The organism is Novosphingobium aerophilum (genome assembly GCF_014230305.1).
GTDB classification, from domain to species: Bacteria; Pseudomonadota; Alphaproteobacteria; order Sphingomonadales; family Sphingomonadaceae; genus Novosphingobium; species Novosphingobium aerophilum.
In genome coordinates, this window is record NZ_JACLAU010000011.1 from 16,384 (window position 1) to 30,530 (window position 14,147).

Annotated in this window: 11 protein-coding genes; 6 read left to right on the forward strand and 5 right to left on the reverse strand. The window is 71.2% G+C overall.

Features of this window, described 5'->3' with window-relative positions; genetic code table 11:
* Positions 1 to 59: 59 nt before the first annotated feature.
* The 3 genes from H7F49_RS09160 to fumC all read right to left on the reverse strand — a co-directional run bounded on the left by H7F49_RS09160 (position 60) and on the right by fumC (position 2,849).
* The gene (locus H7F49_RS09160; protein WP_185683293.1) at positions 60 to 692 is read right to left on the reverse strand and encodes a LysE family translocator; all 633 of its coding nucleotides are present in this window, start codon (positions 690 to 692) and stop codon (positions 60 to 62) included.
* Positions 693 to 778: 86 nt separating this feature from the next.
* A complete protein-coding gene (locus H7F49_RS09165) occupies positions 779 to 1,393 on the reverse strand; it encodes a hemerythrin domain-containing protein (protein ID WP_185683294.1) in 615 nt (204 codons plus the stop codon).
* 73 nt (positions 1,394 to 1,466) lie between these two features.
* Positions 1,467 to 2,849, reverse strand: coding sequence for a class II fumarate hydratase (gene fumC / locus H7F49_RS09170; protein WP_185683295.1), 1,383 nt, complete (start codon positions 2,847 to 2,849; stop codon positions 1,467 to 1,469).
* A gap of 205 nt (positions 2,850 to 3,054) precedes the next feature.
* Here fumC and H7F49_RS09175 point away from each other — a divergent pair, with 205 nt between their 5' ends.
* Genes H7F49_RS09175 through H7F49_RS09190 form a run of 4 tightly spaced genes read left to right on the forward strand, consistent with a single transcriptional unit; the run spans position 3,055 to position 6,469 of the window.
* Entirely contained in the window at positions 3,055 to 3,708 is a 654-nt protein-coding gene (locus H7F49_RS09175; RefSeq protein ID WP_185683296.1) for an EF-hand domain-containing protein, read from the forward strand.
* An 11-nt stretch (positions 3,709 to 3,719) separates the two neighbouring features.
* Positions 3,720 to 4,253, forward strand: coding sequence for an EF-hand domain-containing protein (locus H7F49_RS19525; protein ID WP_185683297.1), 534 nt, complete (start codon positions 3,720 to 3,722; stop codon positions 4,251 to 4,253).
* Positions 4,254 to 4,308: 55 nt separating this feature from the next.
* Positions 4,309 to 5,064 carry a response regulator gene (locus H7F49_RS09185; protein ID WP_185683298.1) on the forward strand — a complete coding sequence of 252 codons (756 nt, stop codon included), beginning with the start codon at positions 4,309 to 4,311 and terminating at the stop codon, positions 5,062 to 5,064.
* A gap of 4 nt (positions 5,065 to 5,068) precedes the next feature.
* Positions 5,069 to 6,469: a sensor histidine kinase gene (locus tag H7F49_RS09190; protein ID WP_185683299.1), complete on the forward strand. Its 1,401-nt coding sequence runs from the start codon at positions 5,069 to 5,071 to the stop codon at positions 6,467 to 6,469.
* A gap of 39 nt (positions 6,470 to 6,508) precedes the next feature.
* On the opposite strand, the gene H7F49_RS09195 is transcribed toward H7F49_RS09190, so the two are convergent.
* Together H7F49_RS09195 and H7F49_RS09200 are read right to left on the reverse strand one after the other, a co-directional pair.
* On the reverse strand, positions 6,509 to 9,145 hold the full coding sequence (locus H7F49_RS09195) for a M1 family metallopeptidase (RefSeq protein ID WP_328806639.1): 2,637 nt from the start codon (positions 9,143 to 9,145) through the stop codon (positions 6,509 to 6,511).
* 163 nt (positions 9,146 to 9,308) lie between these two features.
* Positions 9,309 to 10,883 carry a helicase HerA-like domain-containing protein gene (locus tag H7F49_RS09200; RefSeq protein ID WP_185683301.1) on the reverse strand — a complete coding sequence of 525 codons (1,575 nt, stop codon included), beginning with the start codon at positions 10,881 to 10,883 and terminating at the stop codon, positions 9,309 to 9,311.
* 113 nt (positions 10,884 to 10,996) lie between these two features.
* On the opposite strand from H7F49_RS09200, the gene pabB reads away from it, so the two are divergent.
* Both pabB and H7F49_RS09210 read left to right on the forward strand, forming a co-directional pair.
* Positions 10,997 to 12,862: an aminodeoxychorismate synthase component I gene (gene pabB / locus H7F49_RS09205; RefSeq protein WP_185683302.1), complete on the forward strand. Its 1,866-nt coding sequence runs from the start codon at positions 10,997 to 10,999 to the stop codon at positions 12,860 to 12,862.
* Complete coding sequence (locus H7F49_RS09210) at positions 12,859 to 14,040, forward strand: pyridoxal phosphate-dependent aminotransferase (RefSeq protein WP_235982050.1); 1,182 nt, start codon at positions 12,859 to 12,861, stop codon at positions 14,038 to 14,040. Before pabB ends, H7F49_RS09210 begins: the two co-directional genes overlap by 4 nt.
* The last annotated feature ends 107 nt before the right edge of the window (positions 14,041 to 14,147 follow it).

The window sequence follows — 14,147 nt, forward strand, 5'->3', positions numbered from 1 at the left end:
CGGGCCCTGCATAACGAGGCCGGCATGCGGGGGGAAGGGCGCGCCCGGTCCGGGTCGGCTCAGCGCCGGCTTTCCACCGCCATGCGCACCGCCAGCGCGGCCAGGACGGTGCCCATCAGCCAGCGCTGCACCAGGGCAAAGCCCGGTCGCCGCGTGAGGAACCCGGCGACCGCGGCGGCCCAGCAGGCGATCGTGGCGTTGACCGCGGCGCTGATCGCGATCTGCACCGACCCCAGCACCAGCGCCTGGCCGAGCACGCTGCCGCGCGCCGGATCGATGAACTGCGGCAGCAGCGACAGGTACATCACCGCGATCTTGGGGTTGAGCAGGTTGGTGACCAGTCCCATCGTGAACAGCCGGCGCGGGCTGTCGACGGGGAGCTGGCGCACCGCGAAGGGCGAGCGTCCGCCCGGGCGTACCGCCTGCCAGGCCAGCCACAGCAGATAGGCCGCACCGGTGAGCCGGATCGCGTCATAGGCGAAAGGCACGGCCAGCAGCAGCGCGGTCAGACCGAAGGCCGCGCTCAGCATGTAGACGACGAAGCCGAGCAGCACGCCGCCGAGCGAGATCAGCCCGGCCATCCGCCCCTGGCAGATCGAGCGCGAGACCAGGTACATCATGTTCGGGCCGGGGGTCAGGACCATGCCCAGGGCCAGGGCGGCGAAGGCAAGCAGACTGGCAAGCGAGGGCATCGGCGGGACTCCCGGCCGGGGCAGTGTGGCGCCCCGGCCGGGTTGTCCCTAGCAGGCTGGCCCCGGTGGGACCATGCCGGGCTGCCTTACCGGGCCCCGGGCGCGCTGTCCGACCCGAAGCTCTCCGCCGCCTGCTGCATCGTCGCGCGCCAGGGCGTCTCGTCGGCCCCGCCCTGGGCATAGCGATCGAACTCCTCGAGGAAGCGCCGGGTCAGACGCTGGCGCTCGTCCGCGGGCAGGTTCTGCTGCAGCTCGGGAAACCAGGTCCCCTCCTCCTCGTAGGCGTGATGCAGCACGGCGCCCTGGATATGCTCCAGCTTTTCACGCCACGCCTTGCCCATCGGATCGAGGGGCTCGAGCAGGGCCAGTTCGACCTTGGTCATCGCCTGCTCCTCATAGGCCATGGTGGCGTGGGCCTTGCCGCCGTGATCGGCCAGCGCGGGGTACAGGACGCTCTCTTCGGCATTGGCATGGCCGGTCAGCAGGACTTGCAGCGCCTTGAGCGCGGACTGCCGGCTCTGCGCATCGGGGGCGGTCAGGGCGCGGCTGAAGTGCTGTTCGATCTGGCGATGATGGTCGATCACCAGCGCCAGCCAATCGCCGTTGCCGGCTGCCGCCTGGGCGAGGCGGCGGGCGTTGTCGCGGTCTTCCGCGGTTTCGGGGGGCATGATCGCCGAGGCAAGCTTGTCGAGGAAGGACATGGGCACTCTCCGGAAGGGGTTAGACCTCCCACCAATCCGCCGGGCGGCCGTCCTGTTCCGCCGGCAGGTGCGATCAGACCATGTTTTCGGGGCGCACTATCCGATCGAAGGTCGCGCCATCGACCAGGCCGAGCGCCAGGCCGGCCTCGCGCAGGGTCAGGCCGTGGGCATGGGCATGCTTGGCGATCCGGGCGGCGTTGTCGTAGCCGATCTCGGGCGCCAGGGCGGTGACCAGCATCAGCGAGCGCCCGACCAGCTCGGCGATGCGGGCGCGGTCGGGCTCGAGCCCGTCGACGCAGTGCCGCGCGAACCCGTCCATCCCGCAGGCGAGCAGATCGATCGAACGCAGCACTGCCGCGCCGATCAGCGGTTTGAACACGTTGAGCTCGAGATGGCCCTGCAGTCCCCCCACGGTCACCGCCTGATGATTGCCGATGACCTGGGCGGCGACCATGGTCAGCATCTCGCACTGGGTCGGGTTGACCTTGCCCGGCATGATCGAGCTGCCCGGCTCGTTCGCCGGCAGGACCAGTTCGCCCAGGCCCGAGCGCGGGCCCGAACCGAGCAGGCGGATGTCGTTGGCGATCTTGCCGAGCGCCACGGCGAGCGTCGCCAGCGTGGCCGAGAGCTGGACCAGGGCATCCTGGCTGGCCAGCGCCTCGAAGGGGTTGGGCGCGGGAACGAAGGGATGGCCGGTGAGCGCGGCCAGCTCGGCCGCCATGTCTGCAGCGAAGTTGGGCGGGGCGTTGAGCCCGGTGCCCACCGCCGTGCCGCCCTGGGCGAGCCGCAGCACGAACCGTTCGGCATCGCGCAGCCGCTCGTAACCATCGCGCAGCTGCTGGACATAGGCCGAAAACTCCTGCCCCAGGGTCAGCGGGGTGGCATCCTGCAGGTGCGTTCGGCCGATCTTGACCACATCGCCCCAGGCCTCGCGGCAGCGGCTCAGCGCACCGGTCAGCCGGTCAAGCGCGGGGATCAGATCGCGGTTCAGCGCCACCACCGCGGCGATGTGCAACGCGGTCGGGAAGCTGTCGTTCGAGCTCTGTCCGCGGTTGACGTGATCGTTGGGGTGGACCGGATGCTTGCCCCCGCGCCCGGCGCCCAATGCCTCGTTGGCGCGGCCGGCGATCACCTCGTTGACGTTCATGTTGGTCTGGGTGCCGCTGCCGGTCTGCCAGATGGCCAGGGGGAACTGCGCATCGAGCACACCCGCTGCCACGTCGCGCGCGGCCTCCTCGATCGCATCGGCCAGCGCCGGATCGAGCCCGTGGCGCCGGTTGACGCGGGCCGCGGCGCGCTTGACCAGGGCAAGGGCATGGACAATGCCGAGCGGCATGCGCTCGGCCGGAGCGAAGGCAAAGTTCTCCAGGCTGCGCTGGGTCTGCGCGCCCCAGTAGGCCGAGGCCGGAACGCGAACCTCGCCCAGGCTGTCGCTCTCGATCCGCTGGTCGGTCATCGCCCAATGCTCCTCCGTGAGTGCGCCTCGATGGGGTGCGACCACTGTGCGGCCGGGCACGACAATTGGCGACAAAAATCCTCCCGCACGGCATAGTTGCGCGACAAGGCCTCCCTAAAGCGAGCCTCAGGAAGCCGCCCGGCCGCCCGTCTGCCCCTCTCTCCCCTCCCAGGGCACCGGCGGCTTCCACCACCAGGAGATGGACATGCGCCTTTCGATCCTTGCCCTCGTCTCGGCGGCCTCCGCCACGGCCGCGACCTTCGCCGGCGTGGCCACCGCCCAGCCCGCCGCGCCACCGCCGCCCATGGCCCAGGCGCCGAAGGGCGGCGATCCGCTGGGTGCCGCAACGGTGACCCGGGCCGAGGCCCAGGCCCGCGCCGCTGCCCTGTTCGAACGGTTCGACACCAACCATGACGGCAAGCTGGACCAGGCCGATCGCGCCGCACGGACCACCGCCATGTTCGACCGGATCGACGGCAATCACGACGGCACGATTTCTCGCGAGGAGTTCGCCGCCGCTCACCAGGGCATGGGCGGCCCCGGTCGTGGCGGGCGGCGCGGCCCGGCCCGGATGGATCATGGCGGCATGGATCATGGCGGGATGGATCATGGAGACAGGCCCCCGGCCGGCGCTGTCGGCACGGCGCGGCCGCCGCTCACCCGGGAGGCCTTCATGGCCGAGGCGATGAAGCGGTTCGACGCGGAGGACACCAACCACGACGGCAAGCTGACCCGTGACGAGCGGCGGGCCGGGTTCCGCGCCCGCATGACCGCGCTGCGCAGCCATCGCGGGATGGGGGGCATGCGCGGGATGGACACGCCCCCGCCCCCGCCTCCTGCGCCGGAGCCCGGCAAGTGAGGGCCGCGCGGGTGAGCGCATCCGGCCGCCGCCAGCGCCGGCGCGTCCTGCTGGCCGTGACGCTCGTCGCCGGACTGGGGACCGAACTGGGAACCGGCAGCGCGCTGCTGGCCCAGCCGATGGGCGGACCGGGCATGATGATGCAGGACCCCTATGGCGATGCGACGGTCGCCCGCAAGGATGCCGAGGCCCAGGCCGCCGCGCGCTTTGCCGCGATGGACGCCAATGGGGACGGCGTGCTGACGCCCGACGAACTGCGCGCCATGCGGCGTGACCGACGCGGAGGCGGGCCGGGCGGTCCGGACGGACCCGGCCCCGGGATGGGCGGCGGGATGGGCGGCGGAATGGCCCGCATGCTCGACGCCGATGGCGACGGCAAAGTCTCGCGCGAGGAGTTCGTGGCCGGCAACCTGCGCCTGTTCGACCGGGGCGATGCCGATCACGACGGCCAGCTGACCAAGGCCGAACGCCAGGCCGCGATGGAAGCGATGCGTGCCCGCATGGAGGAGCGCATGCGCGAGATGATGGGGGGCGGCGGCGAGTGAGCCTGATATGACCCGGACGATTGACAGCGTCGCCACGATCTGCCGGACTGCGGCCATGACCGACACCTCCCCGGTCGACCGGCCCGTTCGGCTGATGCTGGTCGATGACGAAGCCGCCCTGCGCGAACCCCTGGCCGATTACCTGACCCGCCAGGGGTTTGCCGTGCAACAGGCGGCGAGCGCTGCCGAAGCGCGCGAGATCCTGCGCGCAGAGACTCCGGACCTGGCCCTGCTGGACATCATGATGCCGGGTGAGGATGGCCTGTCGCTGTGCCGCCATCTAGTCGAAACGCGGCAATTGCCGACCATCTTCCTGACCGCGCGGGGCGAGGCGACCGACCGGATCGTCGGGCTGGAGATCGGCGCCGACGACTATGTGGTCAAGCCGTTCGAACCACGCGAACTGGTCGCCCGGATCCGCTCGGTCCTGCGCCGGGCCACCCGCGCCGCCAGCGAGCCCCAGGCCGCCGAGGACCGGGCCGAGCTGCTGGTGTTCGAAGGCTGGGCACTCGATCCGCTCAAGCGCCGGCTGACCGATCCCGAAGGCGCAGTGGTGGCGATCTCCTCCGCCGAGTTCCGCCTGCTGATGGCCTTTCTGGAACATCCCCGCCGGGTGCTGGATCGCGACCGTCTGCTCGACATGGTCCAGGGCCGCGAGGCGCACCTGTTCGATCGCGCGGTCGACAACCAGGTCAGCCGGCTGCGCCGCAAGATCGAACCCGACAGCAAGAACCCGCAGCTCATCCAGACCGTGTGGGGTGGCGGCTACATGCTCGCGGCCGAAGTGCGGCGCCGGCCGGCGGGCGCCTGAACCGATGCGCGAACGTCTGCTTTCGTGGCTGTGGCCGCGCAGCCTGCGCGGGCAGATGCTGCTGGCCATCGCCCTGGCGCTGTTCCTGGCCCAGGGCATTGGCGCGCTGCTGCTGTACCGGGCCGAGCACGAGCGGATCGAGGGGGCGCTGGTCCACAATGCCGCCTTCCGGTTGGGGGTGGCGATCCAGGGCGAGCCCAAATTGCCGAAAGGCCGGGGACCGGAACGGCACGAGCGCCTGCGCGGCAGCCGCGTGACCATGGCGCCCGCCTCGCCGGTGCGGGCGGACGATCGGCGCGAGACGTCCCAGGAAATGGAACTGCGCCGGATCCTGATCGATCAGGAAGTGCCGGTGGCCGAGGTGCTGGTGGTGCATCGCCCGGTGACCGGCGACGCCCTGGCCCGCGAACTGCTCGATCGCCGCGACCGCCGCTATCGCGGACCCCGGCCCAGCGATGTCATGATCGCCGCGGTGCGGCTGGAAAGCAGCCCGAACTGGCTGGTGGCGCGGGTCTTCGTGCCGCCCACCGAACGGCTGATGCTGCGCACCCTGTTCGGGCAGACCCTGTTCATCTACGCCGTGCTGGTCGGGGCGATGTGGCTGATGCTGCGGCGGATCACCCGCCCGCTCGCCGCGCTCACCACCCGGCTCGAACGGTTTGCCGAAACGCGCGACAGCGCCGGGCAGCTCGAGCCGCAAGGCCCCGACGACATTGCCCGCCTGATCACCGCGCACAACGCGATGGAAGCGGGCATCGTCGCCTTGCTGGACGAGAAGGACGTGATGCTGGGCGCGATCGGGCACGATCTCAAGACCCCTCTCGCGGCGCTGCGCGTGCGGATCGAAACGGTCGAGGACGACACCGAACGCCAGCGCATGGCGACCACGATCGAGGACATCACCCGGACGCTGGACGATATCCTCTCACTCGCCCGCGTCGGGCGGCCGACCGACGAGCGCGAGAGCACCGAGCTGTCCGCGCTGGTCGCGGCCGTGGTCGAGGAATACGAGGACATGGGCGAACCGGTCGAGCTGGGCGACAGCGCCCGGATCGTGCTGCCGTTGCGTTCGACCTGGATTCGCCGCGCGCTGCGCAACCTGATCGGCAACGCCTTGCGCTATGGCGCGGTCGCCCGGGTCAGCCTGACGCGCGAGGCCGGCGCCGCGGTGATCCGCATTGCCGACGATGGCCCGGGCATCGCCGAGGACCAGATCAGTCACATGCTTGAACCGTTCACCCGCGGCGACCCCTCGCGCAACAGCGAAACGGGCGGCGCCGGGCTGGGCCTGACCCTGGCCCGGGCGATCGCCGAACAGCACGGCGGGACCCTGACCCTGGCCAACCGGCGCGGCCCGGGCGGGGCGGTCGAAGGGCTGGACGTCACGCTGCGTTTGCCGGCGTGACGCGGCGCACCGCGCCGACGCCAGCCGGGCCCATCGGCATCAGTCCTTGATGGCCGCGAGCACCGCGCTGGTTTCCGCCGCGCGCGCCTGCTTCAACCGCCCGCAACTGCGCACCCGTTCGACGGCCCGTTCCAGTTCGAGCTGGCCCGGCTTCCCGGCGAACCGCGGGCCCAGATCGCGCGCGAAGGTGTCCGCCTCCTCGACCGAGCAGGCCCCGGCCAGGGTCTGCGGCAGCCTGGCGGCAAAGAAGATCCCGCCGTTGCTGCGCATCACCGCATCGAAATGGGCGATGAGCCAGGCATAGCCCAGGCGGCGCGTCTCGCGCCCGGCCACCACGCGCGAAATCAGCCCGATCCGCTCACTGCGCCGCAACCGGGTATCGTCGGCGTCGGCCAGGACCCAGTTCGCGATGTCGGTCTTGCCACTACTGCCGATCGCCGCCAGGGCCGAGGGCCGGAACACCGGGTCCTCCGAGGCCAGCGCCGCGGCGAACAGCCGTTGCGCGCCCGCCAGTCCCTCGCGCCGCAACCAGGCCGCCAGCGCATCGCCCATGAAGGCATGATCCAGCGCCGCCCGGTCTCCACCGAGATAGGCCGTGGCGGCATCGGCCAGGCGCTGGCCCAGGGCGGGGTCCTCCGCCTCGCCCGCCAGGGTCTCGACCAGCTGGACTCGGGCCTGGCTCTTTTCCGGATCGTCACCGGCATGGGCCCCGGCGCGCGGATCGAAGCCAAGCGCCGCCAGCCGCGGCGCGAGCAGGCCGCGCAACAGGCGCTGGTACCCGGCCGTGCCCGCCGCATCCAGGAACTCGCTGGCATGGAGACCGATCAGCGGGGGGAGCGCCGCACCACTGGCATAGCTGTCGGGATTGGCCGCGAGCTTGCGCGCCAGGGCGATCAACTGGGCCGGGCTGGCGCGCCCCGCCTGATAGCTGGCGCGCAGCGAATCGGCGAGTGCCAACGCCTCGCTGCCCGGCAGCCGGTCGGCCGTGGCGATCAGCGCATCCCACTGGGCGGCAGGCAGTTCGAAGCGGTAGTAACCGGTGCCGCCGGCGTTGGGCATGAACGGGCCCGTGCCGCTGATCGCGAAGGGCGCCGAGGCGGCGGTCAGCAACTGGCAGCGCCGCGTTTCGCCCTGGCGCGCGCAGACCGGCACGCCCCAGCGGGTCGGCGGCGGGGTCGTGCCGAGCCGGGCATAGCGGCTCTGGCGGACGGTCCAGCGGCCGGGACCACCGGTGAAGGTGACCAGCGGCACGCCCTGCTGGTCGGTGAAGCTCTGCATCGCCGGCAGGATGCGGCGATCGCCCGCCACCTCGGCCATGGCGCGGAAGAAGTCGGTGCTGGTGGCATTGCCATAGCGGTGCGCGGCCATGTAGCGCCGCACCCCGGCCTTGAACTTGTCGTCGCCCATGTAGCCGGCGATCATCGCCACGACGTGGCCACCCTTGCCATAGGTGATCGAATCGAAGGCCGCCTCGATCTGGTTGTTGGTGGTGATCGGCTGGTGGATCGGCCGCCCGGCGACCAGGGCATCGGTGCCCATCGCCGCGAAGCCTTCCTCCAGCGCGCCGGCGCCGATGTTGAGATCGGGGCGCCAGGCCTGCCCGATGCGGAAGCCCATCCAGTTGGCGAAGCTTTCGTTCAGCCAGATGTCGTCCCACCAGGCCGGGGTGACGAGATCGCCGAACCACTGGTGCGCCAGTTCATGCGCGACGACCATGCCGAAGTTGCGCTTCTGGGCGACCGGGGCGCCATCGTCCATGACCAGGATCGAATCGTTGTAGAGATCGGCCCCGGCGTTCTCCATCGCCCCGGGCAGGATCGGCGTCGTGATCTGGTCCAGCTTGGGATAAGGGAAGGCCTGGCCGAAATAGTCCTCGAGATGGGCGAGGATGCCCTTGCTGCCTTCGAGCGCGAAGCCGAGCTTGCCCGCGTTCTGCCGGGTCGACACCACGCGCAGCGGCAGGGGCGTGGCGCGATGGGCATTGGCCGGGACCGTGCCCTCGACCGTGACGAAAGGCCCGACCATCATCGCCACCAGGTAGGTCGGCAGGGGCAGAGTCGGGGCAAAGCGGTGCACGTCGAACCCGCCTTCCTGCGTCACGCCCTGTTCGGGGGCATTGCCCACCGCCTTGAGCCCGGCCGGAGTGCGCAGGGTGAGCGTGACCGGGACCTTGAAGCCGGGCTCGTCGAAGCCCGGGAAGGCGGCGCGGGCATCGATCGATTCGAACTGGGTCCAGGCGTACCAGGCGTCGCCCACCTTGACCCGGAACAGCCCCGAGGGCCCGGTCCCGAAGGCCGCGTCATAATCAAAGGCCAGCGTCACCGCCCCGGCCGGCAGGGCTTCGGCAAAGGTCAGCCGGGCCACGCCGGTCTCGTCCAACTGATGCCAGGTGCCGACCAGCTCGCGTCCGCCGACCCGGGCCACGGCCCGGCGCATCGCCAGGTCACGCCCGTGCAGATCGATGAAACGGGCGCCCCGCTTGAGCTGGACATCGATCTCGACATGGCCGGAGAACCGCTCCTGCGCCGGGTCCACCGTCAGGTCGAGGCGATAGGCGCCCGGCCGTGCGGCGTCGGTCAACTGGCCAACGGGCAGCGGGGCCAGCGCCAGCACATCGGCCGACGTGGTCGCCTCGGCCCGCGCGGGCGCAGCCAGGCCGCCAAGGGCAAGCGACAAAGAGGAAACCGCAAACAGCAACCGACGCATGGGAGACCTTCCGGACAAACGGGGCAAACACGGGGGCTTGCCCCGCCAAAGGGGGGCGAAATTGTTGCAAACGTAACTGCTGGTCAAGCGTTCCGGCGGGCAGATGCGCCGACCTGTGCCCCCGGTGCCGACCTCAGCGCAGCAGCCCGCCGAGCAGGCCGCGGGCGAACCGCCCGAGCGCTTCGCCGCCAACCGCCGTGGCGATCGTCCCGGCGACGGCCGACAGCCCCGAAGCCACCGGCGAGGCGCGCGACTTGCGCCCGCTAAGCTGGGCGGCGAGCACCGATCCGGCCGAAGCGGCGACCGCGCCCATCGCCGCCTTGCCCGCCTTGCCCCACAGGCTGGGGGACTGGCGGGCCTGCGCGCGCTGGGCATCCTCGCCCTGTTCCGCCGCGACCTGGGCGGCGGCGGCGGCATCCTGCGCCTTCTGCGCCAGCACCTCGGCCGCGCTCTCGCGGTTGACCGCGGCATCGTACTTGCCGGCGAAGGGGCTGATCGACTGGATGATCGCGCGCTCCTTGTCGCTCACCGGCCCCAGCCGCGAGCGGGGCGGGGCGATCAGGGTGCGCTGGACCACCGATGGCGCACCCTCCATGTCGAGCGTGGAGACCAGCGCCTCGCCCACCTTGAGCTCGGTGATCGCCGTGGCCACGTCCAGCTCCGGGTTGATCCGGAAGGTCTCGGCCGCGGCCTTGATCGCCTTCTGGTCGCGCGGGGTGAAGGCGCGCAGCGCGTGCTGCACCCGATTGCCCAACTGGCCGGCGATCTTTTCCGGAATGTCGATCGGGTTCTGCGAGATGAAGTAGACCCCCACGCCCTTCGACCGGATCAGGCGCACCACCTGCTCGACCTTGTCGAACAGGGCGGCCGGGGCATCGTCGAACAGCAGGTGCGCCTCATCGAAGAAGAACACCAGGTTCGGCTTTTCGGGATCGCCCACCTCGGGCAGGGCCTCGAACAGTTCGGACAGGAGCCAGAGCAGGAAGGTGGCGTAGAGCTTGGGGCTCTGCATCAGCCGGTCGGCGGCGAGGATGTTGATGATGCCCTTGCCGGTCTCGTCCGTGCGGATGAAGTCGTTGATCTCGAAGGCCGGCTCGCCGAAGAACCGGTCCGCGCCCTGGCTGGCGAAGGACAGCAGCTGGCGCTGGATCGTCCCGACGCTGGCCTTGGAGATGTTGCCGTACTGGGTGGTGAGCTCGCCCGCCTGTTCGGCGCAGGCGATCAGCACCTGCTGCAGGTCGTCGAAATCGAGCAGCAGCAACCCGTTGTCGTCGGCCCAGCGGAAGGCGATGTTGAGCACGCCCTCCTGCGTCTCGTTGAGGCCGAGCAGGCGGGCGAGCAGCAGGGGACCCATTTCCGAGACCGTGGTGCGGATCGGGTGGCCCTTTTCGCCGTAGAGGTCCCAGAATACGGCGGGATTGTCGCGGTAGGCGAAGTCGGTGATGCCCAACTCCTTGGCCCGCCCCTCGATCACCGCGGCGTGCTTGAACTCGGGGCTGCCGGGCATGCAGATGCCCGACAGATCGCCCTTCACGTCGGCGAGGAACACCGGCACGCCCTGGGTCGAGAACTGTTCGGCCACGGTCTGCAGGGTCACGGTCTTGCCGGTCCCGGTCGCCCCGGCGACCAGCCCGTGGCGGTTGGCCCGGCCGAGGTGCAGGACCTGCCGTTCGCCATTGCTGCCAAGCCCCAGGAAGATATCGTCCATTGCCGCCGTGCTCCCGCTGCGCCGGGCGGGAAACCCGCCGTGCCCGGTGCAGGCATAGGCTGCCCGCGCGGGCTTTTGCAACGGCGCTGCATCATGTTTACAAGCCCGCTGCCATGCCCGCAGATCGATCCAACCCGCGCCCGGACCGCGCGCCCTTTGTCCTGCTGGACGATGCCCGGCCCGATCGCCCGAGTCCGGCCCGGCTCTACACCGACCCGACCGAGATCGTGGTGGCCCGATCGGGGGCCGATCTGGCCGCCGCGCTGGACCGGCTCGACCGGCTGCATGCCGCCGGGCAGCACCTGGCCGGCCATGTCGCGTACGAAGCCGGGCTCGCGCTGGAACCGCGACTGGCCGGGCGGGCGGCGCCGCGGAGCGGGGCGGGCGGGCCGCTGCTGTGGTTCGGGGCCTTCGCCGGCTATCATGAGATCGCCGCCGATCAGGTCCCCGCCCGGCTGGCCGGGTGGTCCGGCGGCGCAGGCGACGCCGTGGTCGGCCCGCTCGATCCGGCGGTGCCCCTGCCCGCCTACCTCGCGGCCTTCGCGACGCTGCAGCAGGCGATCGCGGCCGGCGATATCTATCAGGGCAACCTGACCTTTCCCCTGGTCGGCACCTACCGCGGCGATCCCCTGGCGCTGTATGCCCGGCTGCGCCCGGCCGGAGGGGCGGGCTATGGCGGGATCGTGTTCGACGGGTCACACTGGCTGCTCAGCCTGTCGCCCGAACTGTTCTTCGCGCTGAAGGGCGCCCAGGCCACGGTCAAGCCGATGAAGGGCACCCGCCCGCGGCCAGCAGACCCCTTGGCCAATCCGACCGAGGATGCTGCTGCCGCCGCCGAGCTGGCGGGATCGGTCAAGGACCGCGCCGAAAACCTGATGATCGTCGATCTGATGCGCAACGACGTGTCGCGGGTGGCCGAGCCGGGATCGGTCAAGGTGGCGGCGCCCTTCGCGATCGAGAGCTATCCGACCGTGCACCAGATGGTGTCCACCGTGCGTGCCACCCTCCGCCCGGGACTGGGGACGATCGACCTGATCCGGGCGCTGTTCCCCTGCGGATCGATCACCGGCGCGCCCAAGATCCGGGCGATGGAGCTGATCGACGCGGTCGAGCCCGATCCGCGCGGACCCTATTGCGGCGCGATCGGCCGCATCGATCCGGCCGGGACCGGCGCGGCGGGTTCAGATGGCTATGGCGACAGCGCCTTCAATGTGGCAATCCGCACGCTTCGCCTGGCCCCCGAGGACAACGGCCGCGGCCGGGCGGTGCTGGGAGTCGGATCGGCCATCGTCGCGGATTCGGACGGCATGACCGAGTGGCGGGAGTGCCTGGTTAAGGGGGGTTTCGTGCGCGCATCCGCCGGCGGTTTCGATCTGATCGAAACCATGGCCTTTCATCCGGACAGCGGGATCGCCCTGCTGGAGGACCATCTCGAGCGGGCCCGGGGCAGCGCCGCGACGCTGGGCTTCGGGTTTGACCGGCACGCCATCCGCAACGCCATCCAGGCGCTGTGCTTCGAACAGGACGGACCGGCCCGGGTGCGGCTGGTGATCGCGCGCAGCGGTGCCTATGCGCTGGAGATCGGTGCCCTGCCCGCGCCGCTGCCCGGTCCGGCGCGCTGCGTGGTCCTGCCGCTGCCGGTCGATCCCGGCGACTGGCGGCTGCGCCACAAGACCACCGACCGCGAGTTCTACACGGCCGCGACCCGCGTTGCCGGCACGGCCGAAGCCGACGAGGCGCTGCTGCTCCACCCCGACGGGGTGCTGACCGAGGGCAGCTACACCAGCCTGTTCGTGGAACGCGACGGCCAGTTGCTGACCCCGCCCGCCTCCCGCGGCCTGCTGCCCGGCGTGCTGCGTGGCAGCCTGATCGCCGCCGGCCGCGCGCGCGAGGCCGACCTGACGCTGGACGATCTGGCCGACGGGTTCCTGCTGGGCAATGCGGTGCGCGGCCTGATCCCGGCGCGGCTGGCCGGATGACCCCGCCGTCGCAGGGCGTGTCGCAGGCGCTCGCCCGGATCACCGCCTCGCGCACCACCGCCATGACCGACCGCGCCATGGCGCTGCGGGCCGAAGGGCGCGACATCATCTCGCTGTCGGTGGGCGAGCCCGACTTCGCCACGCCGGATCACGTCATCGCCGCGGCCAAGGCGGCGATGGACGCGGGCGACACCAAGTACACGGCGGTGGGCGGGACCGCACGGATGAAAGCGGCCGCCACGCTGCATTTCGAGCGCGACCTGGGCATCGCCGTCCCGCCCCGCCAGGTGACGATCAGCGCGGGCGGCAAGCAGGCGATCTTCCACGCCCTGCTCGCCACGCTCGATCCCGGCGACGAGGTGGTGATCCCCAGCCCGTGGTGGGTCAGCTATCCCGAAATCGTCCGCTTCTCCGGCGGCACCGTGACCGACCTGCCGACCGACGCCTCCGGCGGTTTCCGCATTTCGCCCGATCAGCTCGCCGCGGCCATCACCCCGCGCACCCGCTGGCTGCTGCTCAACAGCCCCGGCAACCCGACCGGGGCGACCTATCCCGCCACCGAACTGCAGGCCCTGGGCGAGGTGCTGCGCGCCCATCCCCGGGTGCTGGTGCTGAGCGACGATATCTATGCCCCGCTGCGCTACACGCCGGGGCGCCACGCCACCCTGGCGGTGGAATGCCCCGACCTGGCCGACCGCATCCTCACCGTGTCGGGCGTGTCGAAAAGCCATGCCATGACCGGCTTCCGCATCGGCGTGGCGACCGGCCCGGCCTGGCTGATCGCGGCGATGGAAAAGCTGCAGTCGCACTCCTCGGGCAACCCCAGCTCGGTCTCGCAGGCCGCCGCGGTCGCCGCCTTCGAGGGTCCGCAGGATTTCCTGGCCGCCTGGTGCGAGCGGTTCCGCGCCCGCCGGGATCTGGTGGTGGCCGGGATCAATGCCATTCCCGGCCTGTCCACCCCGGTCCCCGACGGGGCGTTCTACTGCATGATCGACGCGGCCCCGCTGATGCCCCGGTTCGGCGACGACGACGCCCTGGCGCTGCACCTGCTGGAACACGGCGTGGCCATCGTGGCGGCCAGCGGCTTCGGCGGGCGCGACGGCTTCCGCATCTCCTTCGCGGCGGACGAGGCCCGCCTGACCGAAGCCCTGCGGCGCATCGCGGCGGCCGTGGGATGACGGCGCAGCTCCCCCGACCCGCCACCCCCCGACCCGCCACCCCCTGACCCGCCAACCCCCTGCCTGCTCAGCCTGAGCTTGTCGAAGACCACGCGCTGCGCCATGAA

Coding starts and splice junctions, on each gene's coding strand:
- pabB (WP_185683302.1), top strand. CDS start 10,997: ATGCCCGCAGATCGATCCAACCCGCGCCCGGACCGCGCGCCCTTTGTC.
- H7F49_RS09210 (WP_235982050.1), top strand. CDS start 12,859: ATGACCCCGCCGTCGCAGGGCGTGTCGCAGGCGCTCGCCCGGATCACC.
- H7F49_RS09200 (WP_185683301.1), bottom strand. CDS start 10,883: ATGGACGATATCTTCCTGGGGCTTGGCAGCAATGGCGAACGGCAGGTC.
- H7F49_RS09165 (WP_185683294.1), bottom strand. CDS start 1,393: ATGTCCTTCCTCGACAAGCTTGCCTCGGCGATCATGCCCCCCGAAACC.
- H7F49_RS09175 (WP_185683296.1), top strand. CDS start 3,055: ATGCGCCTTTCGATCCTTGCCCTCGTCTCGGCGGCCTCCGCCACGGCC.
- fumC (WP_185683295.1), bottom strand. CDS start 2,849: ATGACCGACCAGCGGATCGAGAGCGACAGCCTGGGCGAGGTTCGCGTT.
- H7F49_RS09185 (WP_185683298.1), top strand. CDS start 4,309: ATGACCGACACCTCCCCGGTCGACCGGCCCGTTCGGCTGATGCTGGTC.
- H7F49_RS09190 (WP_185683299.1), top strand. CDS start 5,069: ATGCGCGAACGTCTGCTTTCGTGGCTGTGGCCGCGCAGCCTGCGCGGG.
- H7F49_RS09160 (WP_185683293.1), bottom strand. CDS start 692: ATGCCCTCGCTTGCCAGTCTGCTTGCCTTCGCCGCCCTGGCCCTGGGC.